Origin of the sequence: Leclercia sp. EC_58, from assembly GCF_019584355.1 — a bacterium.
In the GTDB taxonomy this organism is placed as follows: Bacteria; Pseudomonadota; Gammaproteobacteria; order Enterobacterales; family Enterobacteriaceae; genus Enterobacter.
On record NZ_VDAM01000001.1, the window covers coordinates 90,362 to 116,871 of the forward strand.

General features: G+C 47.9%; 24 protein-coding genes and 2 pseudogenes. 13 read left to right on the plus strand and 13 right to left on the minus strand.

Annotated elements, in window-relative coordinates; translation table 11 throughout:
* Window positions 1-142 precede the first annotated feature (142 nt).
* Entirely contained in the window at window positions 143-1,795 is a 1,653-nt protein-coding gene (locus FHC51_RS00475; protein ID WP_220434667.1) for an SgrR family transcriptional regulator, read from the plus strand.
* Here the strand turns inward: FHC51_RS00475 and FHC51_RS00480 are convergent, their stop codons facing one another.
* A complete protein-coding gene (locus tag FHC51_RS00480) occupies window positions 1,796-2,809 on the minus strand; it encodes a LacI family DNA-binding transcriptional regulator (protein ID WP_114385870.1) in 1,014 nt (337 codons plus the stop codon). It abuts the gene before it with no gap.
* 244 nt (window positions 2,810-3,053) lie between these two features.
* Here FHC51_RS00480 and ascF point away from each other — a divergent pair, with 244 nt between their 5' ends.
* The 6 genes from ascF to FHC51_RS00510 all read left to right on the plus strand — a co-directional run bounded on the left by ascF (window position 3,054) and on the right by FHC51_RS00510 (window position 10,186).
* Window positions 3,054-4,505 (plus strand): PTS cellobiose/arbutin/salicin transporter subunit IIBC, encoded by a 1,452-nt coding sequence (ascF, locus tag FHC51_RS00485; protein ID WP_220434668.1) that lies wholly within the window; start codon window positions 3,054-3,056, stop codon window positions 4,503-4,505.
* A gap of 18 nt (window positions 4,506-4,523) precedes the next feature.
* Window positions 4,524-5,948 (plus strand): 6-phospho-beta-glucosidase, encoded by a 1,425-nt coding sequence (locus FHC51_RS00490; RefSeq protein ID WP_220434669.1) that lies wholly within the window; start codon window positions 4,524-4,526, stop codon window positions 5,946-5,948.
* A gap of 195 nt (window positions 5,949-6,143) precedes the next feature.
* The gene (locus FHC51_RS00495; protein WP_220434670.1) at window positions 6,144-7,142 is read left to right on the plus strand and encodes an ABC transporter substrate-binding protein; all 999 of its coding nucleotides are present in this window, start codon (window positions 6,144-6,146) and stop codon (window positions 7,140-7,142) included.
* On the plus strand, window positions 7,142-8,179 hold the full coding sequence (locus tag FHC51_RS00500; RefSeq protein ID WP_103822681.1) for an iron ABC transporter permease: 1,038 nt from the start codon (window positions 7,142-7,144) through the stop codon (window positions 8,177-8,179). The genes FHC51_RS00495 and FHC51_RS00500 overlap by 1 nt, the downstream gene beginning before the upstream one ends.
* The gene (locus FHC51_RS00505) at window positions 8,179-8,940 is read left to right on the plus strand and encodes an ABC transporter ATP-binding protein (RefSeq protein WP_220434671.1); all 762 of its coding nucleotides are present in this window, start codon (window positions 8,179-8,181) and stop codon (window positions 8,938-8,940) included. Before FHC51_RS00500 ends, FHC51_RS00505 begins: the two co-directional genes overlap by 1 nt.
* 13 nt (window positions 8,941-8,953) lie before the next feature.
* Window positions 8,954-10,186, plus strand: coding sequence for an MFS transporter (locus FHC51_RS00510; RefSeq protein WP_220434672.1), 1,233 nt, complete (start codon window positions 8,954-8,956; stop codon window positions 10,184-10,186).
* A gap of 402 nt (window positions 10,187-10,588) precedes the next feature.
* Here the strand turns inward: FHC51_RS00510 and FHC51_RS00515 are convergent.
* Window positions 10,589-10,684, minus strand: a pseudogene (locus FHC51_RS00515) (IS1 family transposase); the annotation flags it as partial.
* Window positions 10,678-10,743, minus strand: a pseudogene (locus tag FHC51_RS23180) (IS1 family transposase); the annotation flags it as partial. The pseudogenes FHC51_RS00515 and FHC51_RS23180, both read right to left, overlap by 7 nt.
* A gap of 122 nt (window positions 10,744-10,865) precedes the next feature.
* On the opposite strand from FHC51_RS23180, the gene FHC51_RS00520 reads away from it, so the two are divergent.
* Together FHC51_RS00520 and FHC51_RS00525 are read left to right on the plus strand one after the other, a co-directional pair.
* Entirely contained in the window at window positions 10,866-11,924 is a 1,059-nt protein-coding gene (locus FHC51_RS00520; protein WP_255584716.1) for a bifunctional transcriptional activator/DNA repair enzyme AdaA, read from the plus strand.
* Between the two features lie 8 nt (window positions 11,925-11,932).
* Window positions 11,933-12,691 carry an isocitrate lyase/phosphoenolpyruvate mutase family protein gene (locus FHC51_RS00525; RefSeq protein ID WP_220434673.1) on the plus strand — a complete coding sequence of 253 codons (759 nt, stop codon included), beginning with the start codon at window positions 11,933-11,935 and terminating at the stop codon, window positions 12,689-12,691.
* A 203-nt stretch (window positions 12,692-12,894) separates the two neighbouring features.
* On the opposite strand, the gene FHC51_RS00530 is transcribed toward FHC51_RS00525, so the two are convergent.
* Window positions 12,895-13,239, minus strand: a complete 345-nt coding sequence (locus tag FHC51_RS00530; protein WP_103822686.1) for a nitrous oxide-stimulated promoter family protein — start codon at window positions 13,237-13,239, stop codon at window positions 12,895-12,897.
* A gap of 189 nt (window positions 13,240-13,428) precedes the next feature.
* Here FHC51_RS00530 and FHC51_RS00535 point away from each other — a divergent pair, with 189 nt between their 5' ends.
* Window positions 13,429-13,659: a SymE family type I addiction module toxin gene (locus FHC51_RS00535; protein ID WP_220434674.1), complete on the plus strand. Its 231-nt coding sequence runs from the start codon at window positions 13,429-13,431 to the stop codon at window positions 13,657-13,659.
* A gap of 746 nt (window positions 13,660-14,405) precedes the next feature.
* Here the strand turns inward: FHC51_RS00535 and FHC51_RS00540 are convergent.
* The 7 genes from FHC51_RS00540 to FHC51_RS00570 all read right to left on the minus strand — a co-directional run bounded on the left by FHC51_RS00540 (window position 14,406) and on the right by FHC51_RS00570 (window position 19,300).
* The gene (locus FHC51_RS00540; RefSeq protein WP_220434675.1) at window positions 14,406-14,768 is read right to left on the minus strand and encodes a hypothetical protein; all 363 of its coding nucleotides are present in this window, start codon (window positions 14,766-14,768) and stop codon (window positions 14,406-14,408) included.
* Window positions 14,765-15,010 (minus strand): hypothetical protein, encoded by a 246-nt coding sequence (locus FHC51_RS00545; RefSeq protein WP_220434676.1) that lies wholly within the window; start codon window positions 15,008-15,010, stop codon window positions 14,765-14,767. The genes FHC51_RS00540 and FHC51_RS00545 overlap by 4 nt, the downstream gene beginning before the upstream one ends.
* Window positions 15,003-15,230, minus strand: a complete 228-nt coding sequence (locus FHC51_RS00550; protein ID WP_220434677.1) for a hypothetical protein — start codon at window positions 15,228-15,230, stop codon at window positions 15,003-15,005. Before FHC51_RS00550 ends, FHC51_RS00545 begins: the two co-directional genes overlap by 8 nt.
* Window positions 15,220-16,041, minus strand: coding sequence for an ATP-binding protein (locus tag FHC51_RS00555; RefSeq protein WP_220434678.1), 822 nt, complete (start codon window positions 16,039-16,041; stop codon window positions 15,220-15,222). Before FHC51_RS00555 ends, FHC51_RS00550 begins: the two co-directional genes overlap by 11 nt.
* 368 nt (window positions 16,042-16,409) lie before the next feature.
* A complete protein-coding gene (locus FHC51_RS00560; RefSeq protein WP_220434679.1) occupies window positions 16,410-17,078 on the minus strand; it encodes a hypothetical protein in 669 nt (222 codons plus the stop codon).
* The gene (locus FHC51_RS00565; protein ID WP_220434680.1) at window positions 17,075-18,274 is read right to left on the minus strand and encodes a hypothetical protein; all 1,200 of its coding nucleotides are present in this window, start codon (window positions 18,272-18,274) and stop codon (window positions 17,075-17,077) included. Before FHC51_RS00565 ends, FHC51_RS00560 begins: the two co-directional genes overlap by 4 nt.
* A gap of 3 nt (window positions 18,275-18,277) precedes the next feature.
* On the minus strand, window positions 18,278-19,300 hold the full coding sequence (locus FHC51_RS00570; RefSeq protein ID WP_220434681.1) for a hypothetical protein: 1,023 nt from the start codon (window positions 19,298-19,300) through the stop codon (window positions 18,278-18,280).
* Between the two features lie 1,197 nt (window positions 19,301-20,497).
* Between FHC51_RS00570 and FHC51_RS00575 the strand changes: the two genes are divergently transcribed.
* Entirely contained in the window at window positions 20,498-20,701 is a 204-nt protein-coding gene (locus tag FHC51_RS00575) for an AlpA family transcriptional regulator (RefSeq protein WP_220434682.1), read from the plus strand.
* Between the two features lie 150 nt (window positions 20,702-20,851).
* Window positions 20,852-21,892: a hypothetical protein gene (locus tag FHC51_RS00580; RefSeq protein WP_220434683.1), complete on the plus strand. Its 1,041-nt coding sequence runs from the start codon at window positions 20,852-20,854 to the stop codon at window positions 21,890-21,892.
* A 163-nt stretch (window positions 21,893-22,055) separates the two neighbouring features.
* On the opposite strand, the gene FHC51_RS00585 is transcribed toward FHC51_RS00580, so the two are convergent.
* Window positions 22,056-23,336: a site-specific integrase gene (locus FHC51_RS00585; protein ID WP_220434684.1), complete on the minus strand. Its 1,281-nt coding sequence runs from the start codon at window positions 23,334-23,336 to the stop codon at window positions 22,056-22,058.
* 214 nt (window positions 23,337-23,550) lie between these two features.
* On the opposite strand from FHC51_RS00585, the gene mutS reads away from it, so the two are divergent.
* Window positions 23,551-26,112: a DNA mismatch repair protein MutS gene (gene mutS, locus FHC51_RS00590; RefSeq protein WP_220434685.1), complete on the plus strand. Its 2,562-nt coding sequence runs from the start codon at window positions 23,551-23,553 to the stop codon at window positions 26,110-26,112.
* Between the two features lie 153 nt (window positions 26,113-26,265).
* On the opposite strand, the gene FHC51_RS00595 is transcribed toward mutS, so the two are convergent.
* Entirely contained in the window at window positions 26,266-26,505 is a 240-nt protein-coding gene (locus FHC51_RS00595) for a non-oxidative hydroxyarylic acid decarboxylases subunit D (protein ID WP_114316919.1), read from the minus strand.
* Between the last annotated feature and the right edge of the window lie 5 nt (window positions 26,506-26,510).

Genomic DNA, 26,510 nt, shown 5'->3' on the forward strand with positions numbered 1-26,510 from the left:
TGCCTGGCAAATCAAACCGCACCCGATACGTAGGCCGGGTAAGCGAAGCGCCACCCGGCATAACAAACCGCACCCGGCAAAACAGTTATAATCGCGCAAAAAGCCCTACACTCTTCGCAATGCCTTCGTCAGGGATGTCGCCATGCGCCAGCTTCAGAAAATCCGCCAGTATCAACGCCTCTCAGCCCATTACGGCTCAACGCCGCAGCTCACCACCATCACCGAGGTCGCCGAGGTGGCGCTCTGCAGCGAACGCCACGCGCGCACGCTGCTCCGCCAGCTTGCTGAAAGCGGCTGGCTAAGCTGGAAGGCGCAGCCGGGGCGCGGGCATCGCGCTACGCTGCACTGCCTGGTAACCACCAGCGAACTCAGCGCCCCGCTGATGCATGCCTGTCTGGAGAAAGGGGATTATCAGAGCGCGCTACAGCTGGCGGACGGCGATCCGGCCAGTCTGCACCACATCATCACCCCGTTCCTTGGCGGTAAATGGCTCAAGCACCAGCCGACGCTGCGCATTCCCTGGTATCGTCCGCTCACGTCCCTGCATCCGGCGCTGCATCGACGGCGCGCCGAACAGCATATTATCTGCGCGGTACACGCCGGTTTAACCCGTTATGAACCGGGCAAGGCGCAGCCGGTGGCCGACCTGGCGCACCACTGGGCCTGTTCTGACGACGGCCTGCGCTGGCATTTTTACCTGCGCAGCGGCGCGCACTGGCATAACGGCCAGCCGGTAAGCGATGACGATATTTTGAGCGCGGTGCAGCAGCTACTAAGCGATCCGGCCCGCAACAGCGGGTTACTGCATATCGACGCGGTGACCCTTGCCGCCCCGTGGTGTCTGGCGGTTTATCTGCATGCGCCGGACGCTCTGCTGGCGCATCGTCTCGCCCATCCGGTCTGTCGGCTGCCGCATCCCCGTCAGCCAGACGTGGGCGCCGGGCCTTTCACTATTGCCCGCCACCACTCCCATTTTCTGCGCCTTGAACGCCAGCCGTGGTACTTTGGTGCCCATCCGTTGCTGCATGCTATTGAGTTCTGGCGGACCGGCATGGCGACCGATAAAGCGGCATGGATAACGGTAGGAAAAGGTAACACCCGGCAGGAAGCGGTCACCTCCACCAGCGGCGGTTTCGCCTGGCTGATGGTGAATGCGACGCTGCCCGCCGCGCTTGCTGCGTATCTGCGCCAGAGCTTACGCATTCTGAATGAAGAGTGCTTTGCCCGGCGTGAAGATCTGCAGACGCACACCGAAATTCTTCCCGGATTACAGGTTCCCGACCTGCCCGCCCGGCCCGACATCACGCTGCCAACGCGCCTGACGCTGGTGTGCTACAACACGCCGGAACTGCGTGAACTGGCCGGGATGTGGCGGATTCAGCTGCAACAGCGCGGCTGCGAGCTACACACCGACTGGAAAGATCGCGATGGCTGGTATGCCCCCGATACGCTGGCGGGTGCCGATCTGCTGCTGGGAGATCACCTGGCGACCGGGATGACCGGGTTTACGCTGGCGGAGTGGTTTATCTATGAACCGGCCTGGGCTACGGCGCTGGGAGAGGATCGCTGGCAGCAAGAGAAACAGCAGCTGATGCAGTACAGCGACAGCGAAGCGCGTTTTAACGCGCACCTGACGCCCTTTTTCCAGCGCCTGCTGGCGGAGGGCCGCTGCACGCCGCTGTTCCACTACCGCTACCGGATCAACGCCCTGGAAAACGTGCAGGATATGGTGCTGACCGCGGGCGGCTGGCTCGATTTTACCCGCGCCTGGCTGCCTCCGGCGGCCATATTGTGATCAGCGGTGCGGGCCGGGGATGACGGAATCACGCAGCATCAACTCTCCGGCAAAGGTCTGCCGGAAGGTGAAGTCCCCACCATCAAGCATAAAGATCAGGCGGCTGATGGTCTCTTTTACCATCTCTGTCACCGGGACGCGCACGCTGGAGAGGGCCGGTACCACGTAGGGCGCCATCGCAATGTCATCAAAACCCACCACCGACACCGCCTCCGGCACGGCGACCCCGCTGTCGTGGAGTTGCTTGATAGCGCCGATCGCCATATCGTCGTTACTCGCCACCAGCGCGGTAAAATGCTCGCCGCGCGCCAGCAGCGTCGCCACCCCTGCCGCGCCGCTGGCCGGGTGCCATTTACCCTCGACAATCAGCGACTCGCGTAGCGGAATACGGTGCGCAGCAAGGGCCTCTTTGTAGCCCGAAAGGCGTTCGATCCCGGTGGGGGAATCGAGCGATCCGGTGATAAACGCGATATCGCGGTGGCCCTGCTCGATAAGGGTCGATACCGCCGCCTGGCTGGAGGCTTTATGATCTGACCAGACGCAGTGGCTGCTGTTTTTACGCAGGCGTCGGTTGAGCACGATCACCGGCTGGGCGTGTTTCTGGATGATCTCGTCCATCTCATCAACGCTGAGAAAACGCGGGTAGATGATGATCGCATCGCAGCGCATATCCAGCAGGTACTGAATCGCCTCGCGCTCTTCATCGGCGCTGTGCTTACCGTCGGCGAGGATCAGCTGACGTCCCTTCTCTTCGGTCATTCTGGCGGCATGGAACAGCAGCTCGCTGAAATAGACCCCGTGGTAGAGGGTGTTGGTCACCACCAGCCCAAGGGTTTGCGTGCTTTTGGTCGCCAGGTTACGCGCCAGTAAATTAGGCCGATACCCGCTCTCTTCAATCGCCTGAAAAACCTTGTCTTTTGTCTCCTGGCTCACGTAGCCATTGCCCGAAAGCACCCGGGAAACCGTCGCCTTCGAGACCCCTGCCCGCTTCGCCACTTCCAGCATCGTGGTCATGCATCTGTTCCGTCTTAATCCCGTGAGCGGCAGTGTACTGCACCACGTGAAAATTGTCGCAGCGTCTGTCACACGCTTTTTATCACGTCAGGTGATCGCCATCACGAATTTAAAAAATGGCTAAAACGCGATCTTGTTAGATCCCAGGAAACTCTTCATGATTTTGTGGAACCGGTTTCCTATATAAGTTTCATCGCTCACCCCGATGAAGACGTACCTTACTGATAAAACAGGATACAACCCGATGGCCAAAAATTATGCTGCGCTGGCGAATGCCGTTGTCAGCGCGCTCGGCGGCAAAGAGAATATCGTCGCGGTCACCCACTGTATGACCCGACTGCGCTTCGTGGCAAAAGACGAAAGCCTGATCGACAGCGCGACGCTGAAAAGCATCAGCGGCGTGCTGGGCGTCGTGCGCAACGACAACCAGTGCCAGGTGATCATCGGCAATACCGTTTCCCAGGCGTACCGCGAGGTGGTCAACCTGCTGCCCGCCGACATGCAGCCTGCCGCACCCCAGGGGCCGCAAAAGCTGACCCTGAAACGCATTGGCGCGGGCATCCTTGATGCCCTGATCGGCACCATGTCACCGCTGATCCCGGCGATCATCGGCGGTTCAATGGTCAAGCTGCTGGCGATGATCCTCGAGATGACCGGCGTGCTGACCAAAGGCGATCCGACGCTGACGATCCTGACCGTAATCGGCGACGGCGCGTTCTTCTTCCTGCCGCTGATGGTAGCCGCCTCTGCGGCAGTGAAATTCAAGACCAACATGTCGCTGGCGATCGCCATTGCGGGCGTGCTGGTGCATCCGAGCTTTATTGAGCTGATGGCGAAAGCGGCGCAGGGCGAGCACGTTGAGTTCGCGTTTGTGCCGGTGACCGCGGTGAAATATACCTATACGGTGATCCCGGCGCTGGTGATGACCTGGTGCCTGTCCTATATCGAACGCTGGGTGGACAAAATCACCCCGGCGGTGACGAAAAACTTCCTCAAGCCAATGCTGATCGTGCTGATTGCCGCCCCGCTCGCCATCGTCCTGATTGGGCCGCTGGGGATCTGGATCGGTAGCGGCATCTCCGCGCTGGTTTACACCATTCACGGCTATCTGGGCTGGCTCTCCGTCGCCATCATGGGCGCGCTGTGGCCGCTGCTGGTGATGACCGGGATGCACCGCGTCTTTACGCCTACCATCATTCAGACCATTGCTGAAACGGGGAAAGAGGGGATGGTGATGCCGTCAGAAATCGGCGCCAACCTCTCCCTCGGCGGTTCATCGCTGGCGGTGGCGTGGAAAACCAAAAACCCGGAACTGCGCCAGACCGCGCTGGCGGCGGCAGCCTCAGCCATCATGGCCGGGATCTCTGAACCGGCGCTCTACGGCGTGGCGGTGCGCCTGAAACGTCCTTTAATTGCCAGCCTGATCAGCGGCTTTATCTGCGGCGCCGTCGCCGGGATTGCAGGGCTGGCCAGCCACTCGATGGCGGCACCGGGCCTGTTTACCAGCGTCCAGTTCTTCGACCCGGCCAACCCGATGTCCATCGTCTGGGTATTCGGGGTAATGGCCCTGGCCGTGGTGCTCTCTTTCGTGCTGACCCTGATTCTGGGCTTTGAAGATATCCCGGTAGAAGATGAAGCAGAAAAAGCGCGCGCGCTGCAATCCGCACCGGTTCAGGCCAAAGCAGCACAAGCATAAATTTATAGCGAGGTAAGAATGTCAGTTTTTCCACAAGGATTTTTATGGGGCGGCGCACTGGCCGCTAACCAGAGCGAAGGCGCATACCGCGAAGGCGGCAAGGGCCTGACTACCGTCGATATGATCCCCCACGGCGCAAACCGCCTGGCGGTGAAAGTCGGCAAGGAAAAACGCTTTTCGCTGCGTGACGACGAGTTCTATCCCAGCCACGACGCGATCGATTTTTACCATCGCTATAAAGAAGATATCGCCTTAATGGCCGAGATGGGCTTCACGGTATTCCGTACCTCCATTGCCTGGAGCCGTCTCTATCCGAACGGCGACGAGCCGCTGCCTAATAAAGAAGGGATTGCCTTTTACCGGGCGGTGTTCGAGGAGTGCAAAAAGTACAATATCGAACCACTGGTGACCCTCTGCCACTTTGACGTGCCGATGCATCTGGTGACCGAGTATGGCTCCTGGCGCAACCGCAAGATGGTCGATTTCTTTGCCCGCTACGCCCGCACCTGCTTCGAAGAATTTAACGGGCTGGTGAAATACTGGCTCACCTTCAACGAGATCAACATCATGCTGCACAGCCCCTTCTCCGGTGCCGGGCTGGTGTTTGAGGAAGGCGAAAACGAGGATCAGGTGAAGTATCAGGCCGCCCACCATGAGCTGGTCGCCAGTGCGCTGGCAACCAAAATTGCCCATGAGGTGAACCCGCAAAACCAGGTGGGCTGCATGCTGGCGGGCGGTAACTTCTACCCCTACTCCTGTAAACCGGAAGATGTGTGGACGGCATTAGAAAAAGATCGTGAGAACCTGTTCTTTATCGACGTCCAGGCCCGCGGCCGCTACCCGGCCTACTCTGCTCGCCTATTCCGCGAAAAGGGGGTGGTGATTGTCAAAGATCCGGGCGATGACGCACTGCTGACAAACACCGTCGATTTTGTGTCGTTCAGCTATTACGCCTCGCGCTGCGCCTCGGGGGATATGAATGCCAACAACACCAGCGCGGCCAATATCGTGAAATCCCTGCGTAACCCGCATATTGAAGTCAGCGAATGGGGCTGGGGCATCGACCCGCTGGGCCTGCGTATCACCATGAACATGATGTACGACCGCTACCAGAAGCCGCTCTTCCTGGTGGAGAACGGCCTCGGTGCGAAAGATGAGATTGATGCCAACGGTGAGATTAACGACGACTACCGCATCAGCTACCTGCGGGAGCATATTCGCGCGATGGGCGACGCCATAGAAGATGGCATTCCGCTGATCGGCTACACCAGCTGGGGCTGTATCGATCTGGTGGCCGCCTCCACCGGCGAGATGAGCAAGCGCTACGGCTTTATCTATGTTGATCGTGATGATGCGGGCAACGGTACCCTTGAACGCAAACGCAAAAAATCGTTCTGGTGGTACAAGAAAGTGATTGCCAGCAACGGTGCAGATTTAGATTAATCCCCCTTCGCCGGGCGGCGCTACGCTTGCCCGGCCTACAAATCCCCTCTTAAATTCAATAATTTCATAACGTTATTATCGTTCATTGACACCATGAATATATCATTGTATAAAACCCCGCCACAATAAAAATGATATTCATTCTCAGCCATGCTCCCGGGCTGTCATCAATAAATTAATGAAGGATAGCGTTTCATGAAAAAGATCATCAGTGCATTAGGCTTGCTGATCGCGACAGCCGGTTCTGCTTTTGCAACCACCTACCCTCTGACGATCGAGAACTGCGGCTATAAAGAGACTTTCACCAAAGCACCGGAGCGCGTGGTCGCACTGGGCCAGAACACCGTAGAAATTCTCCTACTGCTGGGCCTGCAGGATAAGGTTGCCGCCAGCGCCTTCTGGCCGACCAAAGTGCTGCCTGAACTCGCTGAAAAGAATGAAAAAGTTAAATTGCTGACCGTCGAGATCCCCACCCTGGAGTCTATCCTTGCGCAAAATCCGGACTTCGTTCCGGCCCAGCTGCCGCTGCTGCTGGGGCCAGAGAGTAAAGTCGCCAAACGCGAAGATCTGGCTACCGTCGGCGTGAACAGCTACATGTCGCCGGGCATGTGCGCCACCAAAAAAGATGTGGGCGATATGTACGGCAGCCGCCAGAAGCTGTGGGATATGACCTTCCTGTATAAAGAGATCGAAGATTTCGCCAAAATCTTTAACGTCGAAGATCGCGGCCAGGCGTTAATTGCCGATTTTAAAAAGCGTGAAGCCGACCTGCGGGCTGAATTCAGCAAAAACAAAAAAGACCTCTCATTCGTCTTCTGGTTCTCCAGCTCCTCCCCCTCTTCTGACGCCTACGTCGGCGGCAAAAACAGCGCCTCCGGCTTTATCGCTAACGTGCTGGGTGGCCACAACGCCATCACCTCTGAAACGGAATGGCCGACCGTCGGCTGGGAGAGCATTATCGCGGCCAACCCGGACGTGATCGTGGTCTCCAGCCTCGACCGTAACCGCTGGGCGCTGGATAACGCCGAGGAAAAAATCAAATTCCTGAAAAGCGATCCCGCCGTCAGCCAGCTCGATGCGGTGAAAAAAGGCCACATCGTGGTGATGGACGGCCAGGCGATGAACCCGACCATCCGCACCCTCTACGGCGCGGAGCAGACTGGTGAACAGCTCAGAAAAATGGAACTGAATTAATGACCGCAGTGGTACAACAGACCCGCCTGAACTGGCTGTTGCCAGCTTCGGGTTTCCTGGCGGTGGTCGCGCTGCTGCTGGTTATCGCTTTTGGCGTCAGCGTGGGGGAGCTGTCGATCCCCCTGCAGAGCGTGTTCTACGCCATTACCAATAAAATGGGCTTAACCGAGGTGCCGCTCAATCGCATCTATGAGAGCGTGATCTGGGACTTTCGTCTGAGCCGGGCGCTGGTGGCGGCCTGCTGCGGTGCGGGTCTGGCTATCTGCGGCGCGGTGCTGCAAAGCCTGCTGAAAAACGCCCTCGCCGAACCTTACGTCCTGGGGGTATCTGCCGGGGCGTCAACCGGTGCGGTCTCCGTGGTCGTGCTGGGTATTGGCAGCGGTACCGTGACACTTTCCGCCGGGGCCTTCGCTGGCGCGTTTACCGCCTTCGCGTTTGTGGCCCTGCTGACGAACGGTGCCCGCGGCGGCAGCGAACGCACCATCCTTGCCGGGGTGGCCGCCTCGCAGCTGTTTAACGCCATCACCGCCTGGACCGTCAGCACCTCAGCCAGCGCCCAGCAGGCGCGCGACGTGATGTTCTGGCTGCTGGGCAGCTTTAGCGGCGTGAGATGGCCCGAGTTCCAGATGGTGCTGGTCGCGGTGCTGGTCGGTCTGGCTGTCTGTCTTTGGTACGCCCGGGCGCTCGACGCCTTCACCTTTGGCGATGATGCTGCCGCCTCGCTGGGGATCGCCGTCCCTTGGGTGCGGCTGATCCTGTTCATCGTTACCGCACTGATGACCGCGACCATCGTCAGCATGGCGGGTTCCATCGGCTTTGTCGGCCTGGTGGTGCCACACATGATGCGCTTCTTCTTTGGTCCGCTGCACCGCACGCTGCTTATCGCCAGCGCGCTGGCGGGTGCCATCCTGATGGTGCTGGCGGATATCGCCTCGCGCCTGCTGATCGCCCCGCAAAGCCTGCCGGTCGGCGTCGTTACCGCGCTGGTGGGCGTCCCGTTCTTTGCTGTGATTATCTACCGTTCAAGGAATAAGTGATGAGCATCACTGCTGAAAATATCACCTGGAAGGTGGGTAAAAAGGTCATCGTCGATAATGTCTCGCTGGCAGTATCCCAAGGGCAGACCGTCGGCCTGCTGGGGCCAAACGGCTCAGGCAAATCCTCGCTGCTGCGGATCCTGGCTGGTTTACGCCGCCCCCATAGCGGCACCGTCGCGCTGGATGGCAAAAGCATCAATGGCATCCCGAAAAAGCAGCTCGCCCGGCGGGTAGCCTTTGTGGAACAGCACGGCATGACCGACGCCAACATGCGCGTGCGGGACGTGGTAAAGCTGGGACGTATTCCGCACCACTCCCCTTTCTCCGGCTGGACGGCGCAGGATGACGAAACGGTAAACCAGGCGCTGAAGACGGTGGATATGCTGCATCACAGCGAGCAGGGCTGGCTGAGTCTCTCCGGCGGCGAGCGCCAGCGGGTGCACATCGCCCGGGCGCTGGCGCAAATGCCAACCGAGATCCTGCTGGATGAGCCCACCAACCACCTGGATATTCATCATCAGATGCAATTGATGCGGTTGATTAGCCAGCTGCCGGTCACCAGCATTGTCGCCATTCACGATCTTAACCACGCCTCCATGTTCTGTGATGCGCTGATCGTGATGCAGAAAGGGCGCGTTGTCGCCAGCGGTACGCCGCAGGCGATCCTGACCGAAGAGCTGCTGTGGGAGATATTCCGGGTGAAAACCCGCATTGAGCTCTCCCCCGATCATGGCAAAAAACATATTCACTTCCTCGTCTGAGGCGAGGTAACAGGTGCTATCCATTCGCCCCGCGAAGCAACTCTGGCCGCCTGTCTTACTGGGCAGCCAGTTTGTTTTCAACATCGGTTTTTATGCCGTCGTCCCTTTCCTGGCGATTTTTTTACGCGACGATATGCTGCTCTCCGGCGGCGTTATCGGGCTGGTGCTTGGGCTGCGGACCTTCTCCCAGCAGGGGATGTTTATCGTTGGCGGCGCTCTCTCCGACCGCTACGGCGCGCGCATCATTATTCTTTGCGGCTGCGTTGTGCGGGTGGTGGGCTATCTGCTGCTGGCCTTCGGTTACAGTCTGCCGGTCATTATCGCCGGGGCGTGCCTCACCGGGATCGGCGGGGCGCTGTTTTCCCCTTCCATCGAAGCGTTACTGGCCAAAGCCGGAACCCGCAGCGAGGCGCAGGGAAAACGCAGCCGCGCCGAGTGGTTCGCCCTCTTTGCAGTGTGCGGCGAACTGGGGGCAGTCCTGGGCCCGGTCGCGGGTGCGCTGCTCACTGGTCTGGGCTTTCGTCAGGTGGCGCTGGCCGGGGCCGCGGTCTTCGTGGTGGCGCTGATTGTGCTGTTCTTCTGTTTACCTTCAGGCTCAGCAAAAAACCAGCCGCTGCATATCACTCCCTGGTGGACTACCTTTCGCCAGCCGCGGTTCGTGGCGTTTATCATCGCCTGGAGCAGCTGGCTGTTAAGCTATAACCAGCTCTATCTGGCGCTCCCGGTGGAGATCCAGCGTGCTGGCGGCAGCGAGAAAGATCTTGGCCCGCTGTTTATGCTGGCCTCGGGGCTGGTGATCCTCTTTCAACTCCCACTGGCGCGTTTTGCCCGTCGGGTGGGGGCTGTGCGGATCCTGCCGGTAGGCTTTCTGCTTATCGCCGCCGCGTTTCTGAGCGTCGCGCTTTTTGCACCCTCCGAACCGGCAACCGGCTGGCTGCGCCTGCTGCCTGCGGCCTGTTTTGTCACCCTGCTGACCACCGGCCAGATGCTGCTGGTACCGGCGGGCAAAGATGTGGTGCCGTGGTTTGCGAGTGAATCGACTTTAGGCGCGCACTATGGCGCACTGGCTACCGCTGGGGGCTGCGCGGTGCTGGCGGGAAATTTATTGCTCGGTAATCTGCTTGATCGGGCGCTGACGCCTTCCGCCGGGGCGATCGTTCCGTGGCTGGTGTTGGCGGTGTTTCCACTGTGCAGTGCAATTGCCATGGTCGTTATCTGCCGCCCGATGCGTAGGCCGCGAGGCTAATCGGCTGACGCCACAGCATGCGCGGCCCGGCGCATCACCTGCTCATCTTCTACATAAGACATCCATTCGCCAGATGCCCGAATAAATCGAAGGACAACAGTGAATGCTACTCGGTTTAATGAAAACCAGATTCTTGATGCAGTCTCGATTGTATTCACAGTATGATTACAACAAAACAAAATCCGAAAAAACATTGCAATTCAATAAGATAAAAATATGACTGGTGATTATTATCACAGAATTGCATGCTTTTAAAAAAATCAAATACGATTTTTTTGGTATTTATATCCGTTTAAAATTTAAATTTTATGTGAATAAACTATTAAAAAACTCATATTTAAATAAAAATTCAGTTTTACTCTTTGAACAAATAGATGCCCGTTTTTAGGTAATGACTCCAACTTACTGATAGTGTTTTATGTTCAGATAATGCCCGATGACCTTGTCATGCAGCTCCACCGATTTTGAGAACGACAGTGACTTCCGTCCCAGCCTTGCCTACGCACCACGCCTTCAGTAGCGGAGCAGGAAGGACATCTGATGGAAATGGAAGCCACGCAAGCACCTTAAAATCACCATCATACACTAAATCAGTAAGTTGGCAGCATTACCCGTTTTTAGTCGCTCCCCTCCCCAGCATTCCATTAACATTATTGGAACACCACCCAAACGAGGCATCATGATGCTATTCGATATTCCTTCAGATGACGTTCTTTATAAGGCATTGATTGAACGGGATCCTTCCTATGAAGGCTTTGCATATGTGGGGGTCAAAAGCACAGGTATCTTCTGCAAGCTGACCTGTCCTGCCAGAAAACCCAAAAAAGAAAATTCAACCTTTTATTCATCTATAGGTTCAGCGCTGGAAGCCGGGTTCAGACCTTGCAAACGCTGTAGGCCGATGGCTATCGGCCTGACTCGTGAGCCTATGATTGACCAGCTACTGGATGAGCTGGAAAGTAACACTGATAAAAAGTGGTCCGAAGGTGCCATTGCAGAAATGGGATTCGATCCGTCGACGGTCAGGCGGGCATTCAGACGTCAGTTTGGCATTACTTTTTTAGAAATTGCCCGGCAGAGAAGGATTGGGAAAAGTGTGGAGTCTCTGACTGACGGATCAAAAGTAATCGATGCACAATTAACAGCCAATTATGATTCAGGAAGCGGATTTCGTAATGCAATATCGCGGCATATCGGTGTTTCTCCCAAAAATGCTCATAATAGATTTTACCTTAAAGCAGACTGGATAGAGACCCCTATCGGAACAATGATCGCCATTGCGGATAAATACTCTCTTTATTTACTGGAATTTCTCGACAGAAAAGCGCTGCCAGGCGAAATGGAAAAACTTAAAAAAATCACCAACGCCGAAATTGTTATGGGCCGCGAAGCCCCCATCGATCTCGTTGAGAAAGAGCTTAACTTATACTTCGAGGGTAGAATTTTCCATTTTAATACACCCTTAGCAGAATTTGGCACAAGGTTTACAAGAGGAGTCTGGGATGCGCTGAGAAAAATTCCTATGGGCGAATTAAGAAGTTATTCAGATATTGCTAAAGAGATAGGCAATACCACGGCTTGTCGGGCAGTTGCCCGAGCTAATGGAGCAAATCAAATCTCCATTTTAATCCCATGCCATAGGGTAATTGGCGCAGACGGAACATTAACAGGATATGGTGGTGGACTGTGGCGTAAAAAATGGTTAATCGAACATGAACGCAGAATATCCAATAACTGAGAGGCACTATGAATAAGCACATCGAATCATTTCATCTATTGCACAAAAAGGATCGCCCTCTTTTTCTCTACAATATCTGGGACGCCGGTACAGCCAAAATTCTTGCCACTAATGGCGCAGAGGCGATTGCGACCAGCAGCTGGTCTGTTGCGGAGGCACAGGGATACACTGACGGGCAATCCATGCCTTTTGATGAGTTACTTGTAGTTGTAAAGAATATTGTTAAAGCGGTAAACCTTCCAGTCACTGTCGACTTCGAAAGCGGATACGCTCAGGAATTAAAAGAGGTTTGTGAAAACTTCTCTGCGTTGATTGATATCGGAGTCGCAGGCGTTAACTTTGAGGACCAAAATATCGCTCAGGGTGGTATATTCGGGATAGACAAACAATCTGAAAGAATAACAGCCCTGAGAAAAACAGCAGATAAAATGGGGGTTAATGTTTTCATTAATGCCAGAACAGATATTTTCTTGCAAGAAGATGACCAGAACAAACATATCAACTCACTAGAAGCCGTCATCCACAAAGGACGTGCATATCGTGAGGCTGGCGCAAATGGATTCTTTATTCCTGGTACCACAGACCATTATTTAATAAAACAAGTTTGTTCGGCAGTCGATTTACCAGTAAATATAATGGATTTAAGCAGTAAACCGGACCTTCAGGCTTACAGTAAATCTGGCGTTAGCCGTGTAAGTATCGGTCCAAAATCCTGGATTGAATTTTGTGGGCAACTGAAAGATAAAGCTATAGAAATTTATCGCTAAATTTACCTCACCTATTCATTTAGAAAATATTAATTTCAATTTTCAGAAAGTACTGTAAATAATATACATTAACTTTCTTCAAGCCTGATACATAGCAAGAAAAATGCATTCGGTTGATTTAATAATGGTCAACTATGAGCTATCTCATCTCGCAGTTAAAATGGCAATCTGCCGCCCGATGCGCAGGCCGCGCACCTGAGAGGTTACTTTTTCGGGCGGTACTTTTCCGGCAGCTCTGGCACCGGGCGGCGATCGTCAATCAAATGGCGAATCGTCAGAATCGGGTGACGCCAGAGCATGCGCGGCCCCGCCCAACGCATGACCTGCTTCATCTCTTCACGCTTAGCGGGCTGGTAGCAGTGGACCGGGCACTGCTTGCAGGCCGGTTTCTCTTCACCAAACACGCATTTATCCAGCCGCTTGTCGGCATACGCATTCAGCGCTGCGTAATGCCCCGCCTCTTTAGATGCCTGCGGGCACTGCTTTTCATAGAGCGCGATCATCTTACGGATGGTCTCTTTTTCGCGCGCGATCCGTTTTCCTGCCATAGCCTGATACTCACTGATAAGTTGTATGCATAATACCTTTTTAAATCGGGAAGTTCAGCCCGATTTCATATTTTACATTTCGTTTTCTGAAGACGCTTCGCAGTTCTGCGTTTGTCTCAGGTTCATTTTACTGGCATTTTATACAGGTGTTTATATCACCTGATCCTTGCCCGAGAAAAAGGAGTTTCTATGTCAGATATCAGCATTTCCAGACCCAGCCGCCAGCTCACCGTGGGGTATTTCAGAAAGCGCCATGAGGATCGCAAGACCAAGATCCCGACCCGCTACAGCGTACACGCCGCGCTGAGTTTAAAAGGCGACTGGCTGGAAGAGGCCGGTTTTAAAACCCATTCCCGGGTGCGGGTGCTGGTGGAACAGGGAAAACTGGTGATTGAACTGGTCAATGAAGAGGCGGATTAAGGTAGTGACATTTTGCTGCGCCGGGCCATTTTTTCATGCGACAATAGCGGCAATACACGACCCTAACGTCGCCTGAACAGCACTGTTTTCAAAGAAATGGACATCATCACTCCATGACCACTACTGACAATTCGACGCCCACACCCCCATGATGCATTGGTGTGTTATCACTGATTTTTAATGTTTTTTTAATAAAAAAAACAAAAAACCACACATTGACCTATAGTAACACCTATGTATGACAATTTTATTCAGCATCTCCTTTGAGAAACCGACCAAGGACACATCTTACATCGACTTAAACATGTGCAAAAAATAACATGTAAACTGATTATGCCTGTGTTTTTATAACCTTATCTTACAGGACAATCTAATAGCTATGCTTCATATCCCTATACATTTACCGGTTGTTGTTTTCCTCGCTGAATTACGGGCATTCGTATAAAACAACTCATCCATATCCGGGGTTGGTCAATCTCAAGAATGGGTTGATTAGATGGCTTCTTGATAGACCCAGTGTCACATCAGACCGGGTCGTTAGAAGGAACGATGATTTGAGGTGTTACGACCAGTTATTGCCAGTCAATATGACCAGCCCCCAATGAATGTACTACAAGACATTGGCACGTCCGTATTTGTCATGCATTGAATAAGTGCGTGGTATTGGGAATTTAATATGAGCAGAAGCTACTTCTAACACTAGCGCAGCAAAGCTGCGCCTGAGTATTAGACTCAATATGTCTTGCTTATTCGTATGAAAAATAGATGTTATTATCTGTTTTTAAATTCTTATAAATTTCAGTTAACTCTTTTATATAAGAAAGCTGACTTCTTACCTCCTTAACAGTAGGTTTTTCATCAATATGTTTGAATAGCTTCTCAAGTTCACTTTGCCTCTCACCTTCGACAATTTCAATCAAAATTTTGCGATTATTGCCAATAAGACTTACGGCTAATACAGTATAGTCTTCACCCTCGACAAAAAAACTTTTTTCTTGATATTCGACTTTTTTAGAAAACCCTAATATAGCTAACCTTTCAAAGCAGTAGTCGGATACAGAGATATTTTTGATTTCATTATCTTTATCAATAAATGTTAAATCCATCACTCACCTTCCTTTTTTTCTTTAGTTTCTAACTCTCTGGCAACGACTTCTCTTAAACGTTCAACTTCGTCAGGCTCTACACCTTCATACAATGTCACACCACCTTGCTCAAGTATATTTTTCGTTTTCGGTGATGCAGTTGCTTGAATTATAAGTATATCTATCGTACCCTTCCTTATGATTTCTTGGGCTTGAGAAGGGAGGATATTTCTTCTTGTTTTAATTTCTCCAAATTTTTTATTCATTATTAACACCCTTAATATACTTATACTTCCCAATATATTTATCCAGAGCTTTTATTAGCTCCTCCTTCTTATTAGATGGATACTCAAAGTCCCCTCTGGGATCATTGTTGACAGAAGGAATAACTATAATGTCATGTAATCTTGCAATTTCAACGACTAATTTTGTTGCATCCCTATGCTCTTCCAGTTTTTTTATCATTTTATCTTCATCAGTAATCATTGCAAGTGTCTCTATTATTATTTAGCGCTAATTCATGAAAACTTTTAAATTCAGAAAAATCATTATAACAAATACAACTTTTACCCCCATTAATTAAATTATTTATATAGCCTTTTGAGAAAATTGACTTTAGTTCTCCAAGCGTCATTCTTTTCTGCTTGTAATTTTTAAACATCTCACTAAGCGACCCTTCAACAGTGACATTTGCAAGGGTGGCCAATTCGGCCAGTAATATTTTAAAATCACTCTCGTCAATCTCAATATTAAATCCCTCTTGAAAGTAAAACCTTCTCAAAATAGATGTATCTATATATTCCTTAATATTGGTGGTTGCAATAATAATAAACCTGTAAATATCATTACTTCTAACTAATTCATCTATTATTGTGTTAAAAGTTAAAAGAATTCTTCTTATACTGTCATTGTCATTTTGATGTCTACTCACGGTAAATGAATCCAATTCATCCATAATAATGAAACAATATGAATTATTTTCTTCAATTTCTTTTTTTTTGTTATTAAAATAACTCCTTAAGTTAGATGAAGATTCCCCAAAATTGTGTGAAATAAGTTCATCTATATTCAACCTATTAAGATCAATGTTATATTCATTTTTAAGCCTTTCAAAGATAATACTTGCAACCGAGCTTTTCCCTGTCCCTGGATATCCATTAAATAAAAATGTCGGATATATTGATAGCTGGGATAGTTTTTTGATGTGTGTTTCATCTGAATTCAAAAAAACCTCACACAACTTGTAAAGTTGCTCGATTTTGTCATCTAAACCATATAGTTTATTAGAAGAAGCCAATTCCGTACCTCTTGAGCAAAGTATATTGTTGAGTATCTGTAATATATAATAAAACTAATTGTATCTACAGTATCACTTTTTAGTATTGATTTAAATACATTCCCACATAAAATATGATACATCGACTTATAGAGTTCGCATTAAAAGTTATCAGATAAAATCGAAAAACATGAAAGAAATACTGATTTTGTTACCTTTGGCCAAATTTAATTCTTACATAAGTAAATTTAATCAGGTATTCGTTTAGGTCAGTAAAAGAGGAGCATTTATAGTATTTATCAGATCTCTATAATTTTCATCTAAGTTGTACTGTCACTTAACTTTGATTAACAAAATTAAGCGCCATCATAAAGATGGCGAATATATATTCATTCATTATGGACATTGAACTGCTCTAATAAACTCAGAACTATTTCGATACTATCAACTTGAGTTTTAATTCTACCAAGTTTGGATATTTCAAATGGAATACCTCTAACAAATCCACTTAAAGAATCAATACATCCTGAATTATATTTATATTCTCCCCCGACAAAATCGCTAATATTAAAATTTGAAACCAATTTGATTTTTGCTAAAATATCATTATTCATTTTTAAATTAGAGATGCTTGCTGCATGTATTTTTATATTCTCTCCATTATTGGCACACCAAATAATTTTAGCCAAATCGAATTCAATCGATTTTAATTTAGCATCAGCAGTGACTAAACTTCTTATCATCTGTAACCCATACTTCGTGTTTCGCGGAGGATCAATAAGGCATAATGAAAAGAATGAATTAGCCCTAAAGATAAACTTCATTCTATAATAGTCAACATATTCTATTTTCTCCTCAACTCCATCTAAATTTTCATATGTACGCTCATTAACAATCTTTTCTATAAACTCGCATTCTATATGTGTCTGGCTGGTATATTTAACATCAAACCAAAAGTTATAGTTTACATTGCATCTACTTTCACTAACTGCAACTTGTATTTTATTTAAATCATCAATTGATAAAACTCCTATAGAGATTGTTTTTATTATATTCATTTTAAATCCCCTTGTTTACTATCTTCCCGGTTATCATTTTTTAATTTATCAAACGATTCATAAATCATATTTTCTATAACAGGGAATACTTTATCAAAATTCGCGGAATATATATTACAGTCATCATCCCCATCATCATTTACGATAACGGATTCAATACCTGCTATTCTAAATTTCAAATCGCGGCCATAATGTCTGTCATTAAATGCTAATTCAATTGTTAAAATGGGATTATTCTTGATGAATAAAGCCTTAGCCTGCCATTTTATTCTACTCCTATAAAACCCCTCTTTTATAAATTTCTCAATGTCTTCAGAGCTATCAAGAAACTCACCATCAAAATTGGCATTCAATATTTTTGCCCCAGTAGAATTCTCATCTAGATTTGAATTATCCTCAACTGTTTCTGAGCTAGCATCCTCATGTAAAATATCATTGTCAAGTTCATCTTCATACACTAATTCTGCTTCAGTGGGTTGTTGATCATCAATAATTGTTTTTGCTTTACTTATCCTTACTTTCTGTATACTTAAAAACATTATTTCAGAATTAGTTTTGCAAAGACCTTCAGTAAATGCATTACGCTCTAAAGCATCTGGAATAGCAGAAAGATCCACCTCATGAACTTCAAATTTGTCTTGAGCGTATATATTTTCATATAGACTAATTAGCTCATTTAAAATTTTCGCTATACGTATTGTGTACGTAAAGCGTATAGACAAATATTCACCGTGATTAATAAATTCGATCCAACCACCATATCGTTTCTTTTGTTGATATTTACCCCTACCAAAATCATACTCAGTATAATCAATCTCAATAGAATAACGATCGAGCTCGCGTGAACCACTTATGTTTTCTGTGGCTTTGTATCTAATCCTTTTCTCACTCAGTTTCAATAATACATCATTGAGTTTATTAATATCGAATGTACCAAATATCCTTTTAACTGAATACTGCTCTCTTCTTATTTTTGGAGTCAAGCGATCAGTTAAGTATTGCAACTGAGAATATGAAAAGGGTAGTTCTGAAATAGCATCAATAAGATCATCACGATCCATCATTGATGAAAAAATTATCCCTCGCCTCAAAGCAAGTTTCCTCAATGACAGTGATGTCATTTTTGCTTTATTGGATTGTAGAGCTGTGTATAAATCGCTTTCGTCAGAATAGATTGAAGATTTATATTTAAGCATTTATTAATCCTGGACTAAATGTCTTCTAGACTCACCATTTTGCATAGTGAAGGGAAATAAAGTAACTTTTACTACGGGCATAGAAAGATATTTAATTTTATTTATTTTTTCCAATTGACTATCAGTAAGAGCATAGTTCTCATATCCTCTTTTAGCTTGATTGAAATAGGACATCGCTTGTTGGCAAAAAGGAGTTATAACATAAACCAGATCAAACTGATTTAATAATTGGTAATGAAAAACAAACTCAAATAAGTATATGAATTCTTTACTAGATGTTATAGCTTCATCCCAATAAATATTTAAGACACTTTGTCCGTTGAGTGGATTTTTGTAATTAAAAAGCAGCATTCCAGACGTTATCATTTCTAACGTCGCAGAATGACTAACGCTTGTATCTGCAATGCGATTGTGCTTATCAGGATAGAAAAAACCACATTCATTTCTGGGCGCTATTTTTTCAAGTTGTCTATTTGAGCTATCTTCTTTATCAATATATCTTCTTTCTTTGATGTGCTCTACGACAGTCATCAAAAATCGAATGGTTCTTGGTGTTAAAATATTTAATGTTGAACCCAGTGGTATTTTATATTCTTTTTTAGCAACGTGATTGATAGTATCTAGTAAATCAGAGTCATAATGCTCATCATTGTTGTAGATGAACAACATTCCATGTAAACCATAACGAATTTCACCGCGCCTAAATTTTTCAGCCCATTCCCGGCTATCTCTAGAGCATTCAACTTGTGTTGCAAGACTCTCTATGGCTGAAGTTACTCTCACTTTACTAATAGAAGCCTTAGAATATGACTTCAAATCAGTCTGAACATATTGCATTTCAGCGCTATATGGATCTTTATATGAGAACACAACATCAGTAGGATGAGTTTTTTTATTGTGATGGATATTATTGCATAGCCAATTGATATCTTTGTACTCTTCATTCAACTCCCATTTCATCTCTTTGAAAATGGCATCGGAGATTATAGATGCCATTTCATCAATGTTTTTTGTCTCTCCAGACATATCAACTCCCCTACTGAATGCATTAAGGAAAATTCAAATCTTGAATAAAAAGTTTAATTTTAATTTCTTTATAAATGGTTATTAAATTTGAATGAAACATTTAAATTTGACTACCACTCAACAGAAACCACCTATTAAACTTCTCATTCATTGCCTCTACTTGTACTCAAACCATAGTGACATCTTAAAATAAAGAATTTTTTCATATATAATATAATACTGTTGTGATTTTTTTTCTACTTCTTTTTTAGTCATTTTATTTAATAATGACAAATATCGTGATTTATTCCACACTATTATCTTATGAATGTTTCAATTTTCACTCACGGTATTAAAATGGAGACGATGGGATAAGGATGTTTAAAGATACTCCTTAGTTTTATTTGAAACATTCGTCCATTTTAGGAATACACGTACTTTAACATAACCTGTAGAGCAACCTGCCTACTTATGAGTGCTTAATTTAGCAAGTTATAACGACATCCCTGGCACGCGTGGCTCAGTGTGAGAATGATTATATTCACAGGAGCCAGCTACATAAGGTACAACTCTGTACGGGAGATTAATTAATATTGAATTCATTATTCTAGTATTACACAGCTTAATTTCAGAGAATATTGCACACCCTAATATATACTCGTATAATTTTTAGCATTGTTTTTTCTAGTTTAAGATCCATATTTTAGATTATTAAGGTGTTGAGATTCCAGACTCACAAAAACCGTTAGATATTAAGCGTAAGCATTTACCTCGCCATTGTTAAATTTAGAAAGTATCAACCATCCAAAATAACCACCAGAATGCTCAGCTATAATTACATTTCTATAGTTACATTTATTTTATTTCGAAATAAAATTCAAGCATTATTTATAGGGAATATATTTTAGAACCGGATTTCGACACGTATAAAGTAAGCATAATAGAGATTATCAATCTTTTAATCATACGCGGTCAAGTTTCAAAGTTTCAAAGTTTCAAAGTTTCAAAGTTTCAAAGTTTCAAAGTTTCAAAGTTTCAAAGTTTCAAAGTTTCAAAGTTTCAAAGTTTCAAAGTTTCAAAGTTTCAAAGTTTAGCAAAATAAAATCATCATTTAAGTCATTGTTTTTAAAGCACTTACATGAGATTTTGATGATTAAAACCGGAATCTGTAAAGAGTCTAGGTACCAATTTGGTACGCTTAACTAGCGAATTCAGAACATGTCAAATGCACGTTTAATCAAAATCCGGGCAGTCCTAGAAGTATGCGTACTTTCCCGTGCAACACTTTACCGTCAAATCAAGGCAGGCTATTTTCCTGAACCAGTTCGTCTAACTGGTGGCAAGTCTTCACGTTCTGTTGCATGGAGGGAGGAAGATGTACAGAACTGGATAGCCGAGCGTCAAAAGGTCAATCTTAGATAAAACACATCACCTGTTTAATGGTCACCCTCATGCTTCGCTCTAATAGCACGCTATAGACATATAGCTATATACCATCATATTAGTACGTATATATAGTCAATACTTCATATAACCACGTTATTATATTCACATACTACATAGTGACAAAAAATGTATATAAACAAGAAAAATATAGATTTTAACTATTCACCAAAAGTTGGAAAAGACTTTAAAGGAAGACCAATTAGAATGAGAATTGACAAACTAACTTTAGTTGGTAATATCGATAATCTTTCGCAAGAAAATTTCGTTTATGAGAAACTTGATTCACTTAGCTCTCACAAATACAAAAAATATCGAGTGCAATCGATTCGAGGAATCGACGGAAAACCCTATAGAAAAGCAGTAATAATAAGAAATAAAGTGATACCATCTCCCTTACTGCTAAGAATCGATTATTTCCCCATAAATCATAAAACAGGGGATTTACGTTTAGAACTCCATCCACAACATCTACTCCCAGAAGAAATAGATCGTTTATTATGTTGGTTGAACAAAAAATTAAATATGAAATTAGATGATGTATTATTAAATTCATGGGTTACTCAAGTGGATGTAGCTGTAGATATTCACAGCGCACGACTTGAGTATTATATATGGGGGCTAAAACGTTCAGAGAAAGCTGAATACTTTAACGAAAATAATGGATTGCCTGGCCTAACATTAGGGAGTAGACGATCTCAACTGTATATTTACTGTTATGAAAAAATTGATGGGTATAACGACCCTATAATTCGGAGAATGAAAAGAAGAAGTTTGATGAATATTCAACATAACGATTATGATAGTTTTCTTCGTATTGAGGCACGCTTTAGGCCTAGGAAAAACATAGGAAATAAAAATAAAAGTATGCTACTGAAAAATCTTATGCAAATGGAAAACCCTTTTACTCGACTTACTGTCTACAAAAAAAACCTCAATTTAAAACTAGCTAAAAATGGATTTCTAAAATCATGCCCTTGTAATCCTAGTATGGTAAAACTAAAACATTGCATTAAATTGAGTACAAAAACGTTGCGCTTATCACACAAGCATCTCAATTTGATTTACGAAAGTCAATTACCCTTATTCGACATTAATATGGTATGGGGTTTTTGGCCAAGATGTATAACCAGACTCGGTAGTAGATTGAAAGTTATTATGAAAAAATAATCCATTTTTCTTACAATGTACTTTTACTTAGAATAATGCCTATCCTCAAGGTGAGGCCTTTAAGAAGGCCTCAATACATAAATGCTCACAACCATCGTGTAGTAGTGAGAGGATTTAATTTTGATTACTACGCATAAAATTTCATTTAAAAAACCGTATCAACTTAATTTATATCATCAAGGTAATTAGCCCAGATCTGCAGCCACTTCTTACATTCTGCATCATACTTATAAAGATTATAAACCCCTTCAACGCCCCCCTTGGTATGTCCCAATATTGCCTCCCCTACTTCATTAGGGCATTGCAACCGCGACAATCCAGTTCTCACTGTTCTTCGTAAATCGTGTGGCGTCCAGCTCGGAATATCTAACATTTGCCCTGCTTCACGCATACGCCACGCATTTTCTGTAAGATATTTTTGTAGTATCGGTTGCTTAGTTCGCGATGAGGGGAATAAATACTTGTCAGTATTAAGGCGAAGTATTTTCAGAAATTCTGTTGCCTGTTTAGATAGTTGGACATAACGCTCTACATTCGATTTAGTGTCGCGAAGATGTATAGTCCCTTTTTCCAGATCGACATCTTCCCACGCCATATTACAGACCTCACCTGTACGACACCCCGTCCAAAGCGTCATGCGGAGAACATTTTTTACTGTAGGTGAGTATGCAGATCCAGGCAACCATCGTAATAATTTGGTCAATTCATTTTCACTAAGAACACGTGTACCTCGGTCATTAGTTAATTTGAGGCGAGTCTGTCTGAGACTGGATTTTGCTAATACAGCGGGATTGGCAAAGCTCTCCTCAAATCGCCCAAGCCCAATGGCGAATTCATACGCAAGCGATAACTCCCGCAGCACATTCCCTGCCTGGACCTTTGCCCCGCGAGCGACAACGCTGTTTATCAGGTTCACGACATCATTTCTGGTGATCTCGGCTGCGCTTCGGCTACCCAATTTATCAACAGCATCCGCATAGAGTGTTCTGCGCACTTCCTCCTGTCCCTTCTTCTTTCTCGCCCCTAAAACTAGCTTCCCATCACTTGTTTTACGGTCTTCAATACGTTCTGACAAGTAAAGGTCAACAAGCCCCTTGATGGTTAATACTGGTACCTCCTCTTTCTCAGCTTCCATTTGCTTAAAGAGCTTTTGTTGTTTTAACTCTGTTGCCGGACATCGCCCATCCTGCCGGATTAATTTCAATTCATGTAATTTGGTACGAGCTACAGCGAGTGTGATTTGTGGAAAGTTGCCAATCTTAACTTGAACTAGCTTGCCCGTCAGGGGACTTGTATATCTATAGAAAAAGGATTTTACGCCAGTTTTACCACACGCCACCCTTAAGCCACGGTTTTCCCCCACATCGGCTTTATCATTATCTCCAGCCCTCATCATCTCGACAGCTTTAGATGAAAGTGGCTTCCCATCTTGTTTTCCTGCCACAAAGACTCCGTTATCATATCCTCATGTACTTATGAGAAAAGTGTAGGTTTCATTAGAACAACCTTACATGACTGAAATGTAGGTTTGCAAGCTACATTTCGACCTACACATTTGTGTAGGTTTTCATGAGATCTTATGAGACAAAGTGAGACTAAATGAGACCCAGAAATCACTTTAACTCATTAATTCATATACAGATGGACATCATAACCTGATGAGTACACTAGAAAATTTCGACGCCCACACCCCAATGATGCAGCAGTACCTCAAGCTGAAAGCTCAGCATCCCGAGATCCTGCTCTTTTACCGGATGGGCGACTTTTACGAGCTGTTTTATGACGATGCTAAACGCGCCTCGCAGCTGCTCGACATCTCCCTGACCAAACGTGGCGCCTCGGCAGGTGAACCCATCCCGATGGCCGGTATTCCACATCATGCGGTAGAGAACTACCTGGCGAAGCTGGTTAACCAGGGTGAATCGGTCGCCATCTGCGAACAGATTGGCGATCCGGCCACCTCGAAAGGCCCGGTTGAGCGCAAAGTGGTACGCATCGTCACGCCTGGTACCATCAGCGATGAAGCGCTGTTACAGGAGCGCCAGGATAACCTGCTCGCCGCCATCTGGCAGGAGAGCAAAGGTTTCGGTTACGCCACCCTGGATATCAGCTCCGGGCGTTTTCGCCTGAGCGAACCGGCCGACCGCGAAACCATGGCGGCCGAACTGCAACGCACTAATCCTGCGGAGCTGCTGTATGCCGAAGATTTCGCCGAGATGGGACTGCTTGAGGGGCGTCGCGGTCTGCGTCGCCGTCCGCTGTGGGAATTTGAAATCGACACCGCGCGCCAGCAGCTCAATCTGCAGTTTGGCACCCGCGATCTGACCGGCTTTGGCGTAGAAAACGCGCCGCGCGGCCTGTGCGCCGCGGGCTGTCTGCTGCAGTACGTAAAAGATACCCAGCGCACCGCCCTGCCACATATCTGCTCCATTACGATTGAACGCCAGCAGGACAGCATCATTATGGATGCCGCCACCCGCCGCAATCTGGAGATCACCCAGAATTTAGCCGGTGGTGTGGAGAACACCCTCGCCTCGGTGCTCGACAGTACCGTCACCCCGATGGGCAGCCGTATGCTGAAACGCTGGCTGCATATGCCGGTTCGCGATATTGCCACGCTCACCGCGCGCCAGCAGACCATTGACGCCCTGCAGGATCGGTACAGCGACATTCAGCCGGTATTACGTCAGGTGGGCGATCTGGAACGTATTCTGGCACGACTGGCGCTGCGCACGGCGCGTCCGCGCGATTTAGCCCGCATGCGCCATGCCTTCCAGCAACTGCCGGAACTGCGCAGCCAGCTGGCGGAGGTTGACTGCGCCCCGGTGCAAAAGCTGCGCGAGGCGATGGGCGAATTTAGCGAACTGCGCGAACTGCTGGAAAAAGCCATCATTGAAGCCCCACCGGTGCTGGTGCGTGATGGCGGCGTGATTGCTCCGGGCTACAACGAAGAGCTGGACGAGTGGCGCTCACTGGCCGATGGCGCGACAGATTATCTGGATAAGCTGGAGATTCGCGAGCGTGAGCGCCTTGGACTGGACACCCTGAAGGTCGGTTACAACGCGGTACACGGCTACTTTATTCAGATCAGCCGTGGACAGAGCCATCTGGCCCCTATTCACTACGTGCGCCGCCAGACGCTGAAAAACGCCGAGCGTTACATTATTCCGGAGCTGAAAGAGTACGAAGACAAAGTGCTCACCTCCAAAGGCAAAGCGCTGGCGCTGGAAAAACAGCTGTATGATGCCCTGTTCGACATCCTGATGCCGCACCTTGCGGATCTGCAGCAGAGCGCCGCGGCGCTGGCCGAGCTGGATGTACTGGTCAACCTGGCGGAACGTGCCGAGACGCTGAACTACTGCTGCCCAACCTTCACCGATAAGCCAGGCGTGCGCATTACCGAAGGGCGCCACCCGGTGGTGGAACAGGTGCTGAACGAACCGTTCATCGCCAACCCGCTGAACCTGTCGCCGCAGCGCCGGATGCTGATTATTACCGGGCCAAACATGGGCGGTAAAAGTACCTATATGCGCCAGACGGCACTGATTGCGCTGCTGGCCTACATCGGCAGCTACGTTCCGGCGCAAAAGGTAGAGATCGGCCCTATCGACCGTATCTTTACCCGCGTGGGCGCGGCGGACGATCTGGCGAGCGGTCGTTCGACCTTTATGGTCGAGATGACCGAAACCGCCAACATTCTGCACAACGCCACGGAGTACAGCCTGGTGCTGATGGATGAGATTGGCCGTGGCACCTCAACCTATGACGGGCTTTCGCTGGCCTGGGCCTGTGCCGAAAGCCTGGCCAATAAGATCAAAGCCCTGACCCTGTTTGCTACTCACTATTTCGAGCTGACCCAATTGCCGGAGAAGATGGAGGGCGTAGCGAACGTGCATCTGGATGCGCTGGAGCACGGGGATACCATCGCCTTTATGCACAGCGTGCAGGATGGCGCGGCGAGCAAAAGCTACGGTCTGGCCGTGGCGGCGCTGGCCGGGGTGCCGAAGGAGGTGATCAAGCGCGCGCGTCAGAAGCTGCGTGAGCTGGAAAGCCTGGCGCCAAACGCGGCGGCCACCCAGGTTGACGGAACGCAGATGTCATTGCTGGTGCCAGCCGAAGAGACCTCCCCGGCGCTGGAAGCGCTGGAGAACCTCGACCCGGATTCCCTGACGCCACGTCAGGCGCTGGAATGGATTTATCGTTTGAAGAATCTGGTGTAAAGCCCTGCGGTCTGTATCGCCCGGTGGCGCTATCGCTTACCGGGCCTACGGGGATTTCGTGCGGGCTTTACGCCCGGTGGCGTTATTGCTTACCGGGCCTACAAAAGACGCTGAATCCCAGGCCGGGTAAGGCGTTGCCGCCACCCGGCTTTTTTATCCGCGCTTATCTTCCGCCAGTAACGGCGGAATGGTCGGCACCTGTGGGGCATCGTCGATATCTTTCTGCGTCATGCGAAACGCTTCGGGATAGTGCTCACGGCTGGTGCGGCGCAGCGGCTCGGTATCACGCCAGGTATAGAGACAGTGCTGGCACTGATACACCGTCCAGACATCTTTAACTGGCGACGTCGCCATCACCTCAATATGTTCATCGGCACAACGTGGACAAATCATTTTCC